Origin of the sequence: Peptoniphilus senegalensis JC140 (assembly GCF_000321025.1) — a bacterium.
Classification (GTDB): domain Bacteria; phylum Bacillota; class Clostridia; order Tissierellales; family Peptoniphilaceae; genus Peptoniphilus_A; species Peptoniphilus_A senegalensis.
Genome location: NZ_HE610717.1, coordinates 442,122 through 459,847, shown reverse-complemented (window position 1 = coordinate 459,847; position 17,726 = coordinate 442,122). Strand labels below are relative to the sequence as shown.

Here is a 17,726-nt window from a genome sequence, read left to right as displayed (position 1 = left end):
AGACCTTTTTGATGTCGGTAATTATTATAAACAATTAAATTTAAAACATTTTGGAAGAACAGGTTTCTTCCGTTTTCGAGGACTTTTTATGCTTATGTGCAGGAGTCCTCCTTTTTTGTCTGAAAAACAAATAGACAAAAAAGAAATGGAGGAAACTTTATGGCAAAAGAGTATTACCTTTATGTCAGAGGGCAAAAGGTAAAAGTCAGTGAAGATATTTATAAAGTCTACTGGCGAGAAAAAGAACACGAGAAGTATTTAGAGCAGGTGGACAGAAAAAACCACCTGCTTTTCTTTTCCTCTTTGGATCATGATGGGAATTTTGTAGATAACATCGCTGATGAAAGCGTTGATGTAGCAAAGATTGTTGAAACACAGATGATGATTGAGGCAGTCAGAAATGCTATATCAAAACTAAACGATGAGGAAAGGGACATCATAGAGCGTTTGTATTTCAATGATGAAACGCTATCAAGCATAGCGAGAGGTAAGAAAGTGAGCTATCAAGCTATACAATGGCGAAAAAATAGCATTCTTAAAAAACTAAGTGTGCTATTGGAAGAATTTATGAAGTAATCGCCTTGTGCATGAGGGCAGATTTTCCTTTATAAAGTGAAGGGAGAACTGTCCTCATTTCTTATTTAAGAAGTGTTTTGAGAAAAGTCAAAGTTAAAAATCTCTCTTAATGCCATTAGGCACTTGTTCCTTGACAACTGAATAGACCAAAGGTAGGACTTTAGCTACTTGTGGAGGATTATGACTTACGCCATGACCTTTCTGCTTAAAGGGATTTTAGTTTTATGAGTACTGAGAAATTAAGGAAACAAGAAAGCGAGCGACAAATAAGAATACATAAAAACAGATGTGGCAACCTGTTCGATGAAGCAAGTGGTGATAATGATACTTCAATAGTTTAAGCCGGCTCGTCTGGAATAAGGGGCGGAGGTGAGATTCCTATGTTGCTGCCAAGCACCTACCAATGTCATTAAACTTAAAAATAAATTTGAATGAGGAGGAGTTGAAATGAATAATGAATTATTAAAATATAGCCTCCAATTATCTATGCTGTCTATGTTACTTTCTAAGCACTTACTCAGCGATATTGAATATAAAAAGATAAAAATTAAATTGATGAAAAAGTATAACATTCCCACAGAATTATATTTATAATGTCTTGGAAGTGTGGTATAATAAAACTGCATAGAAAGATACAAAAAAAGGAGGCAGGTGCAGTGAAAAGAGATGTAAAAGTTATTAAAGGTGATACCACACTGAAAAGAACTGCATCAGGCTGTGTAGAGCGCTCAATAAAGAGGGTAGCAGCTTATTGCAGAGTCAGCACGGATACCGAAGATCAAATTAACAGCTATAATTCTCAAGTAGAACACTACACAGATTTTATAAAGCAAAATAATGAGTGGACACTTGCGGGGATATATGCTGATGAAGCGATAACCGGCACACAGGTTGACAGAAGAATTGATTTTCAAAGATTAATCAATGATTGTATGAACGGAGATATAGATATGGTAATTACAAAATCTATATCAAGATTTGCAAGAAATACTTTAGACACCTTGAAATATGTTAGAAAGCTGAAGGAATACAATGTTGCAGTATTTTTTGAAGAAGAAAATATCAATACATTAACGATGGATGGCGAATTGCTTTTGACTATTTTAAGTTCAGTCGCTCAACAGGAAGTGGAAAATATTTCAGCCAATGTTAAAAAAGGCTTGAGAATGAAGATGGAAAGAGGAGAAATGGTCGGGTTTCAAGGCTGCTTAGGTTATGACTATGATCCGGAGACCAAGAGTATTTCCGTCAATGAAAAAGAAGCTGAGATTGTACGATATATTTTCAGGAGATACCTTGAAGGTGTTGGTGGGATGGTTATTTCCAGAGAGCTTGAAGAACAAGGTTATTTATCACCAAGAGGGCATAAGAGGTGGACTGAAACCACTGTTTTAGGAATCATTAAGAATGAAAAATACAAGGGCGATCTTCTTATGGGCAAAACATTTACTGTTGATCCTATTTCAAAAAGAAGATTGGATAACTTCGGAGAACAAGATAAATTCTATATTGAGAATCATCACGAACCTATTATTTCTGAAGAAGATTTTGAAAAGGCGCAGGGGATTAGATTAAGAAGAGCAAAAAATAGAAATACTGTTGCTAACAATGGTGGCAAAAGAGAAAAGTATTCAAGAAAATACGCCTTTAGCAGTATGCTTGAATGTGGTTTTTGTGGACACATGCTTTCAAGAAGAAATTGGCATTCAAGCTCTGAATATACAAAGGTAATTTGGCAATGTGTTAATGCAACAAAAAACGGAAAGAAATATTGTCCACATAGCAAAGGCATTGAGGAAGAAGCTATAGAAAAAGCATTTATGGAAAGCTATCGTCAGGTATGCCACAATAATGTAGAAATTACAAATGAGTTCTTGAAAACTGTGGAAGAAGAGCTAAAAGATAATAGCTTAGCAAAGGACTTGAAGAAAATAAGCAATCAACTTGATAAAATACTGAAGAAAGAAAAAGACCTTGTAGAATTAAGACTTAATGAAGCAATCAGTATGGAGATATATCAAGAGAAATATAATGAAATAGCCATAAGCAAGGAAAAATTGCTCGAAGAAAAGAGGACTTTAGAGGTAACACTGACTGATGAAAAAGCATTGAAGAAAAGGCTTGAGGGGTTTAAGAAGTTACTGGAGTCTAATAAATATCTTGAAGAGTTTGATAGGACAGTATTTGAAAGTATAGTAGACAAAATTGTAATCGGTGGGACAAATGATGATGGTGATATTGATCCTGCAATGATTACTATCATATATAAGACAGGGAAAAAGGATTCTCAAAACGGACGATTATTCAAGAGCAGAAGAAAAAATGCAAAGGTTGTTGAGGAAAATGATGGCGATAAATTGTATTCTCAGTCAAGCAACGAGGTTAATAAATTGTGTTCCTATTCAACAGACAACACATTGTGAGACGGTAGCACTTTTGTCCAAACTCGATGTCGATAAGCATATAAATATTGAAATTGAGCTGGATGAGCTTGATTTGACCAGTGCTGAAAGTAAGGCAACATATGCTCAAATCAAAGAATATGTTTGGAATAAATTTGAATTAAAAGTTTCGACATTATATATTGCACAGATAAAAAAGAAATGTGGAATAGAATTACGAGAACATTACAACAAGTCTAAAAAAGAAAAACAAATTATTCCACAGTGTACACCTGAAAAAGAAGAAGCTATCATGGATGCCTTGAGACACTTCAAAATGATTGAATAGAAAGGAAGTTTATATGAATCATTACCTTACTGATGAAAAGCCTAATAAGGCGATTATTAAATTTGCCCTGCCTATGATTAACGGTTCATTTTTCCAACAGGTCTATACTTTAGTAGATTCTGCTGTCGTTGGTAAATACGTTGGCGAAGCAGCACTTGCTTCTATTGGAGTAAGCTTTGCCCTCTAATAGGCATAGGAGTAGCAGCTTTAATTAAATTCATTGTCTACAGCAAAGGCAAAAATGCAAAAAAGTTCAGACAGGGAAAAGAGTATGGTTCAGCAAGATGGGGAACGAGAAAAGATATAGAACCGTATATGGATGAAAAGTTCCAGAACAATATCTTGCTTACACAAACAGAACGATTAACTATGAACGGCAGACCAGCTAATCCAAAGTATGCAAGAAACAAGAATATACTTGTCATAGGAGGTTCAGGCTCCGGCAAGACGAGATTTTATGTAAAACCGAATTTAATGCAAATGCACTCGTCCTATTTTGTAACCGATCCTAAAGGAACGATAGTGATTTAGTGCGGTAAGATGCTTGAAGATAATGGATATGAGATTAAAATTCTAAATCCCATAAACTTCAAAAGTCTATGAAGTACAATCCATTCGCATGTATCCGTTCTGAGAAAGATATTTTAAAACTGGTTCAGACAATCATCTCAAACACGAAGGGCGAGGGAGAAAAAGCAGGTGATAACTTTTGGGTGAAAGCTGAGAAGCTCTACTATACGGCACTTATCGGATATATCTGGTATGAGGCTCCAAGAGAAGAAAAGAACTTTGCAACACTACTTGATATGATAGACGCTTCAGAGGTAAGAGAAGATGATGAAACCTACATGAATCCGATTGATAGACTCTTTGAAGCATTGGAGAAGAAAGAACCGACACACTTTGCGGTGAAGCAATATAAAAAGTACAAATTGGCTGCTGGAGTAATAGAATTAAGGAGAACACTTAATCACTGTTTTAGTGAAACATGTACTTCTTAATTCTTTTTTATTTAAGAAATTAAGAGGAAGGAAGAAAAAGAACGAGCAAGAAAAGATCGACTTCATCAAAACTACCTCAAGCGTAAAGCAAACGGCAAGCAAAAAGAATATGAGGAAAGATATAAGGCAAGGAAAGAGGAGAAAAAACAGGAGAAGCTAAAGGTTTTGAAAAGAACAGGGATATCGGTAAGCGAGTACAAAAATATGGAAACAAAGTTAACTTGACAAATATTGAATTTAGATTTATTATTAAATTGAGATTCAGTATTTCATTCGAAAGAGGTGTGATATGGCACAAGTATTGAAAGAAGAAGTTAGAAATAGGATACTTGATGCAGCAGAAAAAGTATTTTATAAAAATGATTATAGAGGTGCTAAATTAACAGAAATTGCAAAAGAAGCAGATATTCCTGTGGCACTAATTTATACCTATTTTAAAAATAAGGAAGTTTTGTTTGATGCAGTAGTAAGTTCTGTTTATATAAACTTCGAGTCAGCTTTTAATGAGGAAGAATCCTTGGAAAAAGGTTCTGCTTCTGAAAGGTTTGATGAGGTTGGAGAAAAATATATTCACGAGCTTTTAAAAGAGCGTAAGAAGTTAATTATTTTAATGGATAAAAGCTCAGGTACAAAGCATATAGAAGCAAAACAAAAACTCATATCGCAAATGGAGGCTCATATTGAAGTTAGTTTAAAGAGACAATCGAAAGAGGAATATGATCCAATGCTTGCCCATATTTTAGCCAGTAACTTTACTGAGGGGCTTCTTGAAATAGCAAGACACTATCAAAGTGAAAAGTGGGCAAAAGATATGCTAAAACTTATTGCAAGGTGTTATTACAAGGGAGTGGAATCCCTTTAATAAGCATCAAAAAATAGACTTTGCGTAATCAGCAAAGTCTTACTTTAAACCATAATACTGAATTAAGATTCAATATTATTCAATTTTGAAAGGAGTGTTGTCCATGCCAGAAAAAGAATTAAGGAAAAAAGTGATAGGGAAAAATGGTTTATCCAATTCACTTCTTGCTTTAAAAATAGTATTTGATTTGATACCACAAATCTTACTTGTATATTTGATTAGTTCTTTAATCACAAACAATATTAACGAAGATAATTTAAAGTATGTATTCATTGGAATCTTTATATCATTTGTGTTAAAAGGCGTGTTTTACTATTTTGCAACAAAGGTTGCTCATGAGAAAGCATACGAAAAATTAACAGAACTTAGGTTAGATATTATTGATCATCTAAAAAAACTAAGTTTAGGATTTTTTAAAGAACATAATACAGGAGAGCTTACCAACATTGTTCAGCATGATGTGGAACAAGTGGAAGTATACCTTGCCCATGGTCTTCCTGAAATAATGTCAGTTACACTTCTACCTACCATTATTTTTGTAGCTATGATTTTTGTGGATTGGCGTCTTGCTCTTGGAATGATTGCCGGAGTTCCACTTATGTATTTGGTAAAAGTTCTTTCACAGAAAACAATGGATAAAAACTTTGCTATTTATTTTAACCACGAAAAAAAGATGAGAGAAGAACTAATGGAATATGTAAAAAATATTTCTGTTATTAAAGCTTTTGCTAAAGAAGAGGAGATAAGTGAAAGAACATTAAAAACGGCAAGAGAATATGTTTACTGGGTTAAAAAGAGCATGGGGATGGTTACAATCCCAATGGGACTCATTGACATATTTATGGAAATTGGAGTGGTAATTGTCATGATTTTGGGAAGTATCTTTCTTTATCATGGGAATATTACAACACCTAATTTTATTCTTTCAATAATTTTATCGTCTGCTTTTACTGCATCTATAAGTAAGACTGCTACATTGCAACATTTTTCTATTGTGTTTAAGGAAGCATTAAAGTCTATAGGAAAAGTTTTAACAGTTCCGCTTCCAACCAAGAATACAGAACAAGGTTTAGAGTTTGGAAATATAGAATTTAAAGATGTTAATTTTGCATATGGAAAAGATGGTTTTGAGCTTAAAAATATCAATTTAACTTTTAAGAAAAATAGTTTGAATGCCTTTGTAGGAGCAAGTGGTTGCGGGAAAAGTACTGTATCTAATTTGCTTATGGGATTTTGGGATGCAGACGAAGGACAAATACTAATAAATGGAAAAGATATAAAAGAATATAGTCAAGAAAATATATCAATGCTGATTGGCAGTGTGCAACAGGAGGTTATCCTTTTTGATTTAAGCATTTCTGAAAATATAGCAATCGGAAAACTAAATGCAACAAAAGAAGAAGTCATAGAAGCAGCTAAAAAAGCAAGATGCCATGATTTTATTTCAGCGTTGCCAAATGGATATGAAACACGAGTAGGTGAAATGGGAGTTAAGTTATCCGGTGGAGAAAAACAAAGAATATCAATTGCGAGAATGATACTTAAAAATGCACCGATTTTAATATTAGATGAGGCAATGGCAGCTGTTGATAGTGAAAATGAAAGACTAATCGGTGAAGCGATTGATGATTTAAGTAAGGATAAAACTATCATTACAATTGCTCATCATCTAAATACGATTAGAGATTCAGACCAAATTATAGTTATGGATAAGGGCGTTGTTCTTGATGCAGGAAGCCATGAAGAGCTGATGAAAAGATGTGATTTTTATAAGGATATGGTTGAAGCACAGAACAAGGTAGATAGATGGAATTTGAAAGAGGTGGTAACAGAAAATGTTTAGAGAAATGTTAAAACTACTAACAAAAATCGGCAAGAGAGATTTGATTATATCAAGTGTATTCTTTGCCCTTTATGGACTCAGCTCCATAGCCATGATTGTTATCGTATTTTCTATACTGTTCCAAATCTTTGACGGAACGAGCTTAGCAAGCCTATATAAATATTTTATTTCGATTGGATTACTTGTAGTATTCAAAGGTATTTGTAATATGGTCGCAGATATGAAAAAGCATAGTGCAGGTTTTGATATTGTTCAGCAAATAAGAGAACGCATGATTATTAAATTGAAAAAATTCAGTTTGGGATTTTATACCAATGAACGACTTGGGGAAATAAATACAATTTTACACAAAGATGTTGATAATATGTCCCTTGTTGTAGGACACATGTGGTCAAGAATGTTTGGCGATTTTTTGATAGGTGCAGTCGTATTTATTGGTCTTGCAAGTATTGATTTAAAACTTGCTATTCTAATGGCTGTATCTGTTCCGATTGCACTTATCTTTCTATATCTGACTATTAAGCAATCTGAAAAAATAGAGAATCAGAATAACTCAGCACTTCTTGATATGGTTAGCCTATTTGTTGAATATGTGAGAGGAATACCTGTATTAAAGAGTTTTTCTAACAATAAGAGCTTGGATAATGAGCTTATGAATAAAACAAAGAAGTTTGGAGAGACAAGTAAAGCAGCTTCAAGATTTAAGGCAAAACAATTATCTATATTTGGATTTTTACTGGATATTGGATATTTGGTTCTTTTAATTGCAGGAACAATATTTGTTGTAAAGGGAAATCTTGATGTACTTAATTTTATTATCTTTGCAGTAATTTCAAAAGAGTTTTATAAGCCATTCGCTTCTATGGAACAACACTATATGTACTATGTTTCGGCGGTAGATAGTTATGAGAGACTTTCAAGAATTTTATATGCAGATGTAATCCCGGATAAAGTGAATGGAATTGTTCCGATGTATAATGATATAGCTTTTGAAAACATAGATTTTTCCTATGAAAAAGATGAATTTAAAATGGAAAAATTGAGCTTTTCTATTGCTGAAAAAACAATGACAGCCTTAGTTGGAGAATCAGGTAGTGGAAAGACTACTATAACCAACTTGCTTTTAAGATTTTATGATGTGCATAAAGGAAAAATTACCCTCGGAGGAACTGATATAAGGGATATTCCTTATGATGAGCTTTTAGATCGTATTAGTATTGTCATGCAAAATGTTCAGTTGTTTGATAATACCATTGAAGAAAACATCAAGGTAGGTAAAAAAGGAGCAATGAAAGAAGAAATCATTGAAGCTGCAAAGAAAGCGAGAATACATGATTTCATTATGAGTTTACCAAAAGGTTATGAAACTGATATTGGAGAAAATGGTGGGATTTTATCAGGTGGACAGAGACAAAGAATATCTATTGCAAGAGCTTTTCTAAAGGATGCACCTATTTTAATTCTTGATGAAATGACAAGTAATGTTGATCCTGTAAATGAATCTTTGATACAAGATGCTATCACAGAACTTGCAAAGAATAGAACTGTACTTGTAGTGGCTCATCATTTAAAAACCATTCAAAAAGCTGACCAAATTCTCGTATTTCAAAAAGGAAATTTACTTGAAAAAGGAAAGCATGGGGAACTTCTTGAGAAAGATGGTTACTACACAAAATTATGGAAAGCTCAGTACGAGGTATAATCATGATTTTGTTAAAAAATGTTTCTTATGAATGGGAAGATGGACGAACTGCTTTAAAAAATATCAATCTTGAAATTAAAAAAGGTGAATTTGTTTTAATTTCAGGGAAAAGTGGAAGTGGGGACAGTGATATAATGATGACAGATACAATAAATCCATTAAAATCAAAGTTTAAAGGCTTCCACAAAACTTTTAAACAAGACGATTTAGGATTAAGTCTGTCATCTTTTTTATTAAATTAACAAAAAAGAAAAGAAAACATAAGTAATAAGGATTGAAGAGAATATGATAATATTTAGAGTTTTTTTCAAAATCATATTGTTTCCTATTAGTATAGCGTTAAGTATCATCACTCTATTTTTAACGTTTGTATTAGGACTCAGCACAATATTTTTCAAACTGATTTCATTTATCGCTATTATGGGATTTTTAGGATCTGTTTATCATGGAGAAAAAGCACTTGCTATAGAGGCAATTATAATAGCATATCTTTTTAGTCCTTATGGTTTACCAGTGCTAGGATATTTTATTATAGAAGTGATAGAAGGGGTGAATGAAAGAATAAAAACAATTTAAATATAAAAATAAATAGATTAAAACGATGAAAAAGAGATAGCAAAATCAAAGCTATCTCTTTTTATATGAAAAGAAAGGGGGTTATGATGAAAGAAATAGTTAAATTTGAATACTATTATGGCAATGAAGCAGAACAATATTCATTTTTTAGGATTCCCAAAACTTTATTTACCGACTTAAATTTTAAAAAACTATCCGTAGAAGCAAAAATTCTTTATGGAATTCTACTCGATAGAATGAGCTTGTCAATTAAGAATAAATGGTTAGATGAAGAAAACAAGGTATACATCATCTATACCATAGAAGAAATTATGGAAGTATTAAATTGGGGGAGAAATAAATCGGTCAAAGTAATGAAAGAAATTGAAGAGATAGGATTATTAGAAAAAAAGAGGTTAGGACTTGGAAAGCCAAATTTACTCTATGTAAAGAACTTTATTTACACAGAAAATAATAAAACTACAGAAGTTTCAAAAGCAAACCTCAAGAAGTTTAAAAAACAAACTTCAGGAAGTTTAGAAAACAAACCTCAAGAAGTTTCAAAAGAGGACTCTAATAATACTAATATTAATAATACTGAAACTAATAATACTGATTTTAATAATACCACCCCCATATCCCCCTTAGAAAAGCTAGGAGAAAAATCAAAAAAAACTTTGGAGGAGGAAGAATTAAAAGAAACTATAAAAAAGAATATATCTTATGAAATCTTTGAAAAAGTAAGAATAGAAGAAAAGAAGCAAGTAGATGTAATGATAAATGTACTTGTAAAAGCCTTAACTAGCTTTACAAACATTAAAATAGGAGGGAGGCATATATCCAATGAAAATTTTAAAGAAAAATTTCTAAGTCTTAACTATAAACACATAGACTATGTTTTGAAATACCTAAGAGAAAATGCTCCAAAGGATATTAGAAACATTAATGCTTATCTACTGACTCTCTTATACAATGCAGATGAAAATATTAGAAACATAGAAGTCATAAAGAGAGAAGATCAGAAAAGAGAAAACTATGACTATAGTAACGATGAGGATATATGGAGAGAAATTTTAAATACTTGATAGGAGAGGAGCATATGGAATTAATAAAAGAAATCCTAGAACAGAAAATAAAAAATGCAGAAACAAATAGTCCATCAAAAGATGAAGAAAATAGGAGTTATATAGATCAAGAAACAGGATTAAAATATTGTGCAAAATGTAAAACACCAATTGAAAAAGAAATAGACTTCTTTGGAGAAATAAAAAAAGTTGGTATTTTATGTCAATGTAAAAAAGAAAGACAAAAATTAGAGGAAGAAAAAAGAAAAGAAAATAAAAGGCTTTTGAAAATTGAACACTTAAAAAAAGAGTGTTTTTCTGATCCTATCCTATTAAATTGGAATTTTAAAAATATGGACAAAGACAGTGAGCATGAAAAAGTAGCAAAAAACTATGTGGAAAAATTTGATGAAATATATGAAAATAATATAGGATTAATTCTCACAGGGAATGTGGGATGTGGAAAAACATATCTTGCAAGTGCTATAGCAAATGCTTTACTAGAAAAAGAAATATCAGTCAAAATGACAAATTTTTCTGTAATTTTAAATGATATGACTAACTTTGAGATTGATAAAAGTAAGTATATAAACAATCTAAATCGAAAGGAACTATTAATTATTGATGATTTTGGAATGGAAAGAGATACAGATTTTGCAGCTGAGCATATCTTTAACATAATAGATGGTAGATATAGAAGTGGGAAACCTCTAATTATAACAACAAACTTAAATATATCAGCTTTAACTAATCCTGAAACTATAAAAGATAAAAGAATTTACTCAAGGATACTTGAAATATGCAGTCCCATTATATTTACAGGAGAAAATAGAAGAATAGAAAAAATGAAGGAGAAATCAAAATTAGCCTATGAAATATTAAAAAAAGAATGAAAGTAGGTGAGTGAATGCAAAATGATGATATAAATAGCAGAACAATAGCCATAGTAAAAAAAGCAAGTATAGTAACAGCCAAGCAAGTTATAAATTTGATGAAGAAAATATTAGAAATAAATAAACATAAAGCGCAGACAGAACAGTCAAGACCCTTAGAAAAATTTAAAAAAGTAAAAGTAAAAGACCTTGTAAAAAAAGGTAAAGTAGAAACCTTAGAATTAAATGACATAGACTTAAAAGCATTGAAAAAAGAATTAAAAAGATATGGGGTGAAATTTTCCATAAAGAAAGATTTAGAAAATGGAAACAACATTATCTTTTTTCAAGCAAAAGATATAAAAGTAATGGAACAAGCTTTTAAAAAGACAGTCCAGAAATTTACTAAAGATAAGTCAAGAAAAAGAAAATCTTTAATAGAAAGGCTTAATAACTTCAAGGATAAAGTCAAAGATACTATTGACAGAGATAAGGTTAAACATAAACATCAGGAACAAAGTTTATAATAAAAGAACTTAGATATATAATATATATGATGAGAAGGCATGAATAGCTGTATTGTTGAATACTATGAAAAAGAAGATTGGAATCATCCAGTAGAAGAATTTCTCTTATCTATAGATAAAAAATGAGAGCAGAAGTATTAGGAAAGAAACTAAAAGCTACCTTTGAAAGTAAAGTATAAGTGTATGAAATGAAGAAAAATATTTGCCCAAAATGTAAAAGAAAGATGAAACAACAATTTATAGGCCTACTACATTGCAAGTGTGGTATAAGCTACCATAAAGATTTAGGATATTTTAAAAGAAATGAAAATATGATTTTTGTCTTGGAAAGAAAAAAGATAGGTAAAAAAATAAAACAAGTTCCAGTAATAAGATATAAAAAAGATAAATAAAATACTAATGGGTAGAGAAATCTACTCTTTTTTATGGAGAGGAAGTGATTAATTCGAAAATACTAAATGAAATAATAAAAGATATAAAAAATGTTTTTAAGATAAGAGATAAGAAGAAATTTGTATTAGAAAATCTTCCTTACCTCTTATTTTTTTATATAGGAAATATCTTTGCAAGCCATGTCAACTCTTATGTAGGAGGAGATATAATAGATAGAATTCTAGTAGCTTTTAGTCAAATAGATACTTTAAAATATATTCCATCATTAAAAATAAAAAACCTGATACCTGGTCTAATTCTATCAGTAGTTATTAAGTTAATCATTATACAGAAAAAGAAAAAAGCAAAAAAGTTTAGAGAGGGTAGAGAATATGGATCGGCAAGATGGGTTGCATAATATTAACTGAACAGGAGTGATATATAGACACGAGAAAAGGAGGATAATGCCATGATAGAATATCATAACAAAATCACAGCACTATACTCCCGCCTTTCAGTTGGTGATGAAGATAGAGACGGTGGCGAGAGTAATAGTATTGTCAATCAAAAAGCATTTTTAGAAAGGTATGCAAGAGATAAAAAGCTGATAAACATTCGCCACTATATCGACGATGATGAAAGCGGTAGGTTCTTTGACCGCTCCGCCTATACACAGATGATAAGCGATGTGGAAAGTGGTAAAATCGGCATTGTCATTATGAAAGATATGACGAGATGGGGAAGAGATTATCTTCAAGTCGGAAACGCTATGGAGATATTTAGAAGAAACAATGTACGCTTTATCGCCATCAACAACGGTATAGACAGCATTGACCAAAATACATTGGAATTTGCCCCATTTATCAACATCATGTCAGAGTGGTATGCAAGAGACATCAGCAAGAAAGTAAAGACAGGAATAAAGACCAAAGGAGCAGACGGAAAGCCTGTTGCAACAGAAGCCCCATACGGCTATATAAAAGACCCTGATAACAAAGATTATTGGATAGTCGATAAAGAAGCTGCCGAAGTTGTAAAACTCATTTTCAGGCTATTTATGGAGGGAAAAAACAGAAATCAGATAGCTTTTTACCTGAAAGAAAAGGAAATACTAACCCCAACCTTTTATATGAAAAGACAAGATAGAGGAACAGCTAAAAACAAACCACTAAATGAAGAAAATAGATATAACTGGAACAAAGCAACCATAACACGCATACTGAAAAGACAAGAGTATTGTGGTGATGTAGTCAACTTCAAGACCGAAAAGCATTACAGAGATAAGAGAAACCACTATGTAGATAAAAGCAAATGGCAAATAACAGAAAATGTGCATGAGCCAATAATAGATAGAACTACCTTTGAAAATGTAGAGCGTATGTTAAAAAATGCACCTGTAAAAAGACCAAACGGAGATGGAGAAATTCACGCACTTTCAGGCTTGATGTACTGTAAAGATTGCGGAACAAAAATGCACATTCGCACCATACACAAAAATGGAAGAGTACAGCATGTAACCTATTGCAGTGAATATGCCAAAGGGAAAGCAAAGCACCCCAAATGCAACTCCCCACACCGCATTGATGTTGATGAGGTTATGGAAAATATTGCAGAAGTCTTGCGAAAGATAGCACAGTATTCTTTGGAAAACAAAGCAGATTTTGAGAAACTTGTAAAAGGGAGTCTGTATAAAGAACAGACCGAAGAATTCAAGAAAAATCAAAAGCGTATGCCACAAATCACAGATCGAATGGAACAGATAGAAAGAGTGATGAATAAACTCTATGAAGATAATGCACTTGGAAATATGGATACAGAACGCTATGAACAGTTATCAAGAAAGTATGCTGAAGAATACTACACCTTAAAAGCAGAAAAAGAAGAAATCAAAGAACGCTTATCCGAATGTGAAAATGCAAACCAAAGAGCAAAGAAATTTATCAGACTTGCAGAAAGCTATTCCAACTTTGAAGAACTTACCCCTACCATTATCAATGAGTTTATCAGTAAAATCGTAGTGCATGAAAGAGATGTAAAAAGAGCAAAATATGTAGTTCAACGAATAGAGGTTTATTTTAACTATATCGGAAAATTTGAAAATGAACTTACAAAACAGATAGAGCCGACAAAAGAAGAAATGATACAGATGAGGGAAGAAATAGAAGAAGCAAAGAGAGAAAAATCACGAGCTTATCATAGGGCATATTCTAAAGCATACAGAGCCAAAAATCTTGAAAAGTGCCGAGAGTATGAAAAATTAAAAGCAAGAGAATACAGAGCAAAAAAGAAACTACAAGCAACAACCTAAAACCAAATATTAATTAATCGCAAAAGAGGTTTCCTAATCACAGGAAATCTTTTTTTTGTGCAAGTCGAAAGGAGGAACTAAATGGCAGAAAATGAGAAAACAGATATTAAAGAAATACAAGCAGAACAACATCAAAAGCCCGATGGCATTCTTACAAAGAAGATAAATGGAAAGACCTTTGTAACAGAGATATATTTTGACAAAAAGAGCAAAGAAACATTTCAAGATAAACTGTTTAAGGTAATACATTCTAAAAAGAATGAAAAACAATAAATAGGTATACCACTCCTACAATATAAAAGACAAAAATAATTGAATCCAGATAAAAAATGATAGAAAAAATAACTAAAAAGTGGTATAATAAAGTATAATTATATTCAAAAACTAAATGAACGGAGGAACAAAAAATGGGGTTATTCGGACTGTTTGGAGGAAAAAAAGAAGTTGAATTAGATAAAGCAAAAAGCGATAAAAACAAGGCATTAATGAGAGAAATCTTTGATAGGAAAGTAGATAATGGCTCAGAATATAGAATAATCTATGCTTATTCAGAAGATATAGGTGGAGCTAATTTTGCGGTACTTCGTACGGTTTCCTATAAGTATAGAAGTTTTATACTTGGCTACAAGGAAAGTGATTTAAGTTTAGTTTTCCTTGAGGTAAGCCCTGATTTAACTCAGGTTGGTGAAGCACTTCTTTATAGACCACAAGATATAAAGAAAACTAATTTCACCAAGATGGTAGGTTCATATTATCTACAATACGGAAACTCATTCAAGAAAGAATTTTTCAACTTTTTTGTTCCTGAGACTATTGGCGATATAGTAAATCATGATTGGTATGATGAAGAAACATTCACTTATATTGACCAAAGAGAAGAACATAGTGGTTGGGTAGATTTTTGGAATAAATTTTGCAAATAAAAGGTAAAGTATAATGAGTATGTTACCAAATTATATTTTGGCTTTTATATTTGCAGTATTTCTCATATATAGCTATATAAATATAAAAGTTAAAAAAGCTAAAGTTAGTAACGGATGTCTTTATGGAATAGGCATAGTTGTTGCAGTATTGCTACTTGGAATGTCTATTTACGGTATAATATTTAATATCCCATTAGGGCAAGTGCAGATGCTAATAGAAAATAGCTTTAAATAAAAAATAGATATATGAAACAGTAAATCAAATTCGGTTTACTGTTTTTTATTTGCTCAAAATTAGAAAGAGAGGAAATGAGAAAATGAAGAACATAGAAGAAAAAATCTTAATGGCAGATGAAGAAATCAAGCAGTTACAAAACAAAAGGAAAAAGCTCATCAGTCAGCAGAAACAGGAAGAAAGAAAAAAGAGAGATAAAAGAATATATGAAAAAGGAGCAGTCTTTGAAAGTATCTTTACAGAAAGCAAAAATCTAACCAAAGATGAATTTTATCAGTTAATCACATCTTTAATTCGTAAAGAGGAAGCCAATCTCAAAATACAAAAAATTATAGAAAGCAGAGAAGAAAGCGAAGTTGAAAATATAGAAAAAGAAGATGAAGAAACGGGGATAGAGGAATAGTCCCTTGTTTACAAGGGCGCACATATACACCTTAGCAGGTGTGTGCGTTCTCCGAAGGCTCTTAGCAGAGGGCATATCAGCTAACGCTGATACAGGGGAACTACATTCCCCTACGGAAATAAATTTTCTACCCCTTGTGTACTTACCAAAAGAAATCGGATAAAAAGCAATCCGATTTCTTTAGGAAGTCTTATCTATCGCCACATCAAAGTATCAGAAAAACGAAAGGAGGTTTTCTCTTATGGCGATATATCATCTTTGTATAAAGATTATTTCAAGAGGTAAAGGCAAAAGTGCAGTAGCAGCTTCCGCCTATCGAAGTGGCGAAAAAATAAAAAATGAATACGATGGCGAACTGCATGACTTTACAAGAAAAGGCGGAATAGCACATACTGAAATTCTTTTACCACAAAATGCACCACAGGAATTTTTAGATAGAGGGACATTGTGGAACAGTGTTGAGAAAATAGAAAAAAGTAAAAACTCACAGCTTGCAAGAGAAATTGAAGTAGCCTTACCTAAAGAATTAGACCGAGAGAAACAAATAAATCTTGTACGAGAATATGTAAAAGAAAATTTTGTAAAAGTAGGTATGTGTGCCGACATTGCCCTACATGATAAAAATGATGGAAACCCACATTGTCATATATTACTTACCATGCGACCACTAAACGAAGATACAACATGGGGAGCAAAATCAAAAAAGGAATATATCCTTGATGAAAATGGAGAAAAAGTAAAACTTAAAAATGGTAATTACAAAACAAGAAAGATAAATACAACAGATTGGAACGAGCAAGACAAGGCAGAAGAATGGCGAAAAGCATGGGCAGATATTACAAACAAATATCTTGAAGAAAACAGCATACAGGAGAAAGTAGATCATCGTTCTTATCAAAGACAAGGGATAGAACAAATACCGACCATTCATTTAGGAGTGTCAGCAACCCAAATGGAGAAGAAAGGCATAGCCACAGACAGAGGAAATATCAACCGAGAAATCAAACATCAAAATATGATTTTAAGAGAAATTTCAAGAAGAATAAAGGCATTACTAAATTGGATAAGAGGAATAGGAAAAGAAGAAAAAATAGAAAACGAAAATACAAAGTCCACCCTCCCACCCAAAGAAAATCTGTTGTCAATCTTTGAAAATCTTATTCATAAAAACGCAGATAACAATAATGCAGACTTGGAGAAATATATTGAAAGTTATCAGCTACTCAAAGAGAAAAACATCACTTCATTATCCGAGCTTAAAGAAAATATAGTTATCCTTAGAGATAAGAATTATAAGACAACACGAGCCTTAAAAGATACCGAGAAGAAGATTGATGAAAAAACACAACTCATCGACCAATCAGAAAAATATTTGAAGTATAAGGACACCTACAAAGTCTATGCACAATTAAAGAAAAGAAAACAGGAAGATTTTTATAATGAGCATACAGCAGAGATTATTTTATTTGAAAGTGCTAAGAAATATTTGAAAGACCATTTAGGAGAAAGCAAGACCTTAGCCATCAGTAAATGGGAACCAGAAGTTGCCACTTTGAAGAAAGAGAAAAAGAGCCTTTACAATCAAATATTAGAGATAAGAGAAGAAGTAGAACAAGCAGAAAAAGTTAAGACCTGTATAGAGCAGTTACAGGAACACGAAAAGCAACTATCACAGGTAAAGCGGAACGAGTTAGACCTATAAAACTAAGTGAAAAAATGGTATAATAATATATAAATATTTGATTTTGGAGGT

The 17,726-nt window shown here is 32.1% G+C and carries 21 protein-coding genes and 3 pseudogenes; all 24 read left to right on the top strand.

Annotated elements, in window-relative coordinates:
- The first annotated feature begins 159 nt into the window (after positions 1-159).
- The 24 genes and pseudogenes from PTSHG_RS02285 to mobQ all read left to right on the top strand — a co-directional run bounded on the left by PTSHG_RS02285 (position 160) and on the right by mobQ (position 17,675).
- Positions 160-576, top strand: a complete 417-nt coding sequence (locus PTSHG_RS02285; protein ID WP_001051308.1) for a sigma factor-like helix-turn-helix DNA-binding protein — start codon at positions 160-162, stop codon at positions 574-576.
- Positions 577-1,023: 447 nt separating this feature from the next.
- Positions 1,024-1,170 carry an SHOCT domain-containing protein gene (locus tag PTSHG_RS09935; protein WP_001058405.1) on the top strand — a complete coding sequence of 49 codons (147 nt, stop codon included), beginning with the start codon at positions 1,024-1,026 and terminating at the stop codon, positions 1,168-1,170.
- A gap of 62 nt (positions 1,171-1,232) precedes the next feature.
- Positions 1,233-2,999 carry a recombinase family protein gene (locus tag PTSHG_RS02275; protein WP_019107289.1) on the top strand — a complete coding sequence of 589 codons (1,767 nt, stop codon included), beginning with the start codon at positions 1,233-1,235 and terminating at the stop codon, positions 2,997-2,999.
- Positions 2,983-3,306 (top strand): annotated as a pseudogene (locus PTSHG_RS09105) (23S rRNA (uracil(1939)-C(5))-methyltransferase RlmD); the annotation flags it as partial. The gene PTSHG_RS02275 and the pseudogene PTSHG_RS09105, both read left to right, overlap by 17 nt.
- A gap of 13 nt (positions 3,307-3,319) precedes the next feature.
- Positions 3,320-3,493 carry a hypothetical protein gene (locus PTSHG_RS09745; protein WP_019107287.1) on the top strand — a complete coding sequence of 58 codons (174 nt, stop codon included), beginning with the start codon at positions 3,320-3,322 and terminating at the stop codon, positions 3,491-3,493.
- Between the two features lie 128 nt (positions 3,494-3,621).
- Positions 3,622-3,837, top strand: coding sequence for a type IV secretory system conjugative DNA transfer family protein (locus PTSHG_RS10180; protein ID WP_019107286.1), 216 nt, complete (start codon positions 3,622-3,624; stop codon positions 3,835-3,837).
- Between the two features lie 68 nt (positions 3,838-3,905).
- Complete coding sequence (locus PTSHG_RS10175) at positions 3,906-4,307, top strand: type IV secretory system conjugative DNA transfer family protein (RefSeq protein ID WP_019107285.1); 402 nt, start codon at positions 3,906-3,908, stop codon at positions 4,305-4,307.
- Positions 4,308-4,343: 36 nt separating this feature from the next.
- Positions 4,344-4,532 (top strand): annotated as a pseudogene (locus PTSHG_RS10020) (DUF4368 domain-containing protein); the annotation flags it as partial.
- A 64-nt stretch (positions 4,533-4,596) separates the two neighbouring features.
- The gene (locus PTSHG_RS02245; RefSeq protein ID WP_019107283.1) at positions 4,597-5,169 is read left to right on the top strand and encodes a TetR/AcrR family transcriptional regulator; all 573 of its coding nucleotides are present in this window, start codon (positions 4,597-4,599) and stop codon (positions 5,167-5,169) included.
- A gap of 103 nt (positions 5,170-5,272) precedes the next feature.
- Positions 5,273-7,012, top strand: coding sequence for an ABC transporter ATP-binding protein (locus tag PTSHG_RS02240; RefSeq protein ID WP_019107282.1), 1,740 nt, complete (start codon positions 5,273-5,275; stop codon positions 7,010-7,012).
- Positions 7,005-8,714, top strand: a complete 1,710-nt coding sequence (locus PTSHG_RS02235; protein WP_019107281.1) for an ABC transporter ATP-binding protein — start codon at positions 7,005-7,007, stop codon at positions 8,712-8,714. The genes PTSHG_RS02240 and PTSHG_RS02235 overlap by 8 nt, the downstream gene beginning before the upstream one ends.
- Positions 8,715-8,716: 2 nt before the next feature.
- Positions 8,717-8,956: a hypothetical protein gene (locus PTSHG_RS02230; protein WP_019107280.1), complete on the top strand. Its 240-nt coding sequence runs from the start codon at positions 8,717-8,719 to the stop codon at positions 8,954-8,956.
- A 43-nt stretch (positions 8,957-8,999) separates the two neighbouring features.
- Positions 9,000-9,290 carry a CD1845 family protein gene (locus PTSHG_RS02225; RefSeq protein ID WP_019107279.1) on the top strand — a complete coding sequence of 97 codons (291 nt, stop codon included), beginning with the start codon at positions 9,000-9,002 and terminating at the stop codon, positions 9,288-9,290.
- A gap of 86 nt (positions 9,291-9,376) precedes the next feature.
- Positions 9,377-10,354: a replication initiator protein A gene (locus PTSHG_RS02220; protein WP_019107278.1), complete on the top strand. Its 978-nt coding sequence runs from the start codon at positions 9,377-9,379 to the stop codon at positions 10,352-10,354.
- Positions 10,355-10,368: 14 nt separating this feature from the next.
- Complete coding sequence (locus PTSHG_RS02215; RefSeq protein ID WP_026088816.1) at positions 10,369-11,226, top strand: ATP-binding protein; 858 nt, start codon at positions 10,369-10,371, stop codon at positions 11,224-11,226.
- A 14-nt stretch (positions 11,227-11,240) separates the two neighbouring features.
- Positions 11,241-11,732: a PcfB family protein gene (locus tag PTSHG_RS02210; protein ID WP_004829707.1), complete on the top strand. Its 492-nt coding sequence runs from the start codon at positions 11,241-11,243 to the stop codon at positions 11,730-11,732.
- Between the two features lie 188 nt (positions 11,733-11,920).
- Positions 11,921-12,124, top strand: coding sequence for a hypothetical protein (locus PTSHG_RS02200; protein ID WP_019107276.1), 204 nt, complete (start codon positions 11,921-11,923; stop codon positions 12,122-12,124).
- Between the two features lie 44 nt (positions 12,125-12,168).
- Positions 12,169-12,513 (top strand): annotated as a pseudogene (locus PTSHG_RS02195) (VirD4-like conjugal transfer protein, CD1115 family); the annotation flags it as partial.
- Positions 12,514-12,573: 60 nt separating this feature from the next.
- Complete coding sequence (locus tag PTSHG_RS02190; protein WP_019107274.1) at positions 12,574-14,412, top strand: DUF4368 domain-containing protein; 1,839 nt, start codon at positions 12,574-12,576, stop codon at positions 14,410-14,412.
- Positions 14,413-14,493: 81 nt separating this feature from the next.
- A complete protein-coding gene (locus tag PTSHG_RS02185; protein ID WP_019107273.1) occupies positions 14,494-14,685 on the top strand; it encodes a TnpW family protein in 192 nt (63 codons plus the stop codon).
- Positions 14,686-14,819: 134 nt separating this feature from the next.
- Complete coding sequence (locus tag PTSHG_RS02180; RefSeq protein ID WP_019107272.1) at positions 14,820-15,335, top strand: hypothetical protein; 516 nt, start codon at positions 14,820-14,822, stop codon at positions 15,333-15,335.
- Between the two features lie 13 nt (positions 15,336-15,348).
- Positions 15,349-15,570 (top strand): hypothetical protein, encoded by a 222-nt coding sequence (locus PTSHG_RS02175; RefSeq protein ID WP_019107271.1) that lies wholly within the window; start codon positions 15,349-15,351, stop codon positions 15,568-15,570.
- An 82-nt stretch (positions 15,571-15,652) separates the two neighbouring features.
- Positions 15,653-15,973 carry a DUF3847 domain-containing protein gene (locus PTSHG_RS02170; RefSeq protein ID WP_019107270.1) on the top strand — a complete coding sequence of 107 codons (321 nt, stop codon included), beginning with the start codon at positions 15,653-15,655 and terminating at the stop codon, positions 15,971-15,973.
- A gap of 241 nt (positions 15,974-16,214) precedes the next feature.
- Positions 16,215-17,675 carry a MobQ family relaxase gene (gene mobQ, locus PTSHG_RS02165; protein ID WP_019107269.1) on the top strand — a complete coding sequence of 487 codons (1,461 nt, stop codon included), beginning with the start codon at positions 16,215-16,217 and terminating at the stop codon, positions 17,673-17,675.
- Positions 17,676-17,726 lie beyond the last annotated feature (51 nt).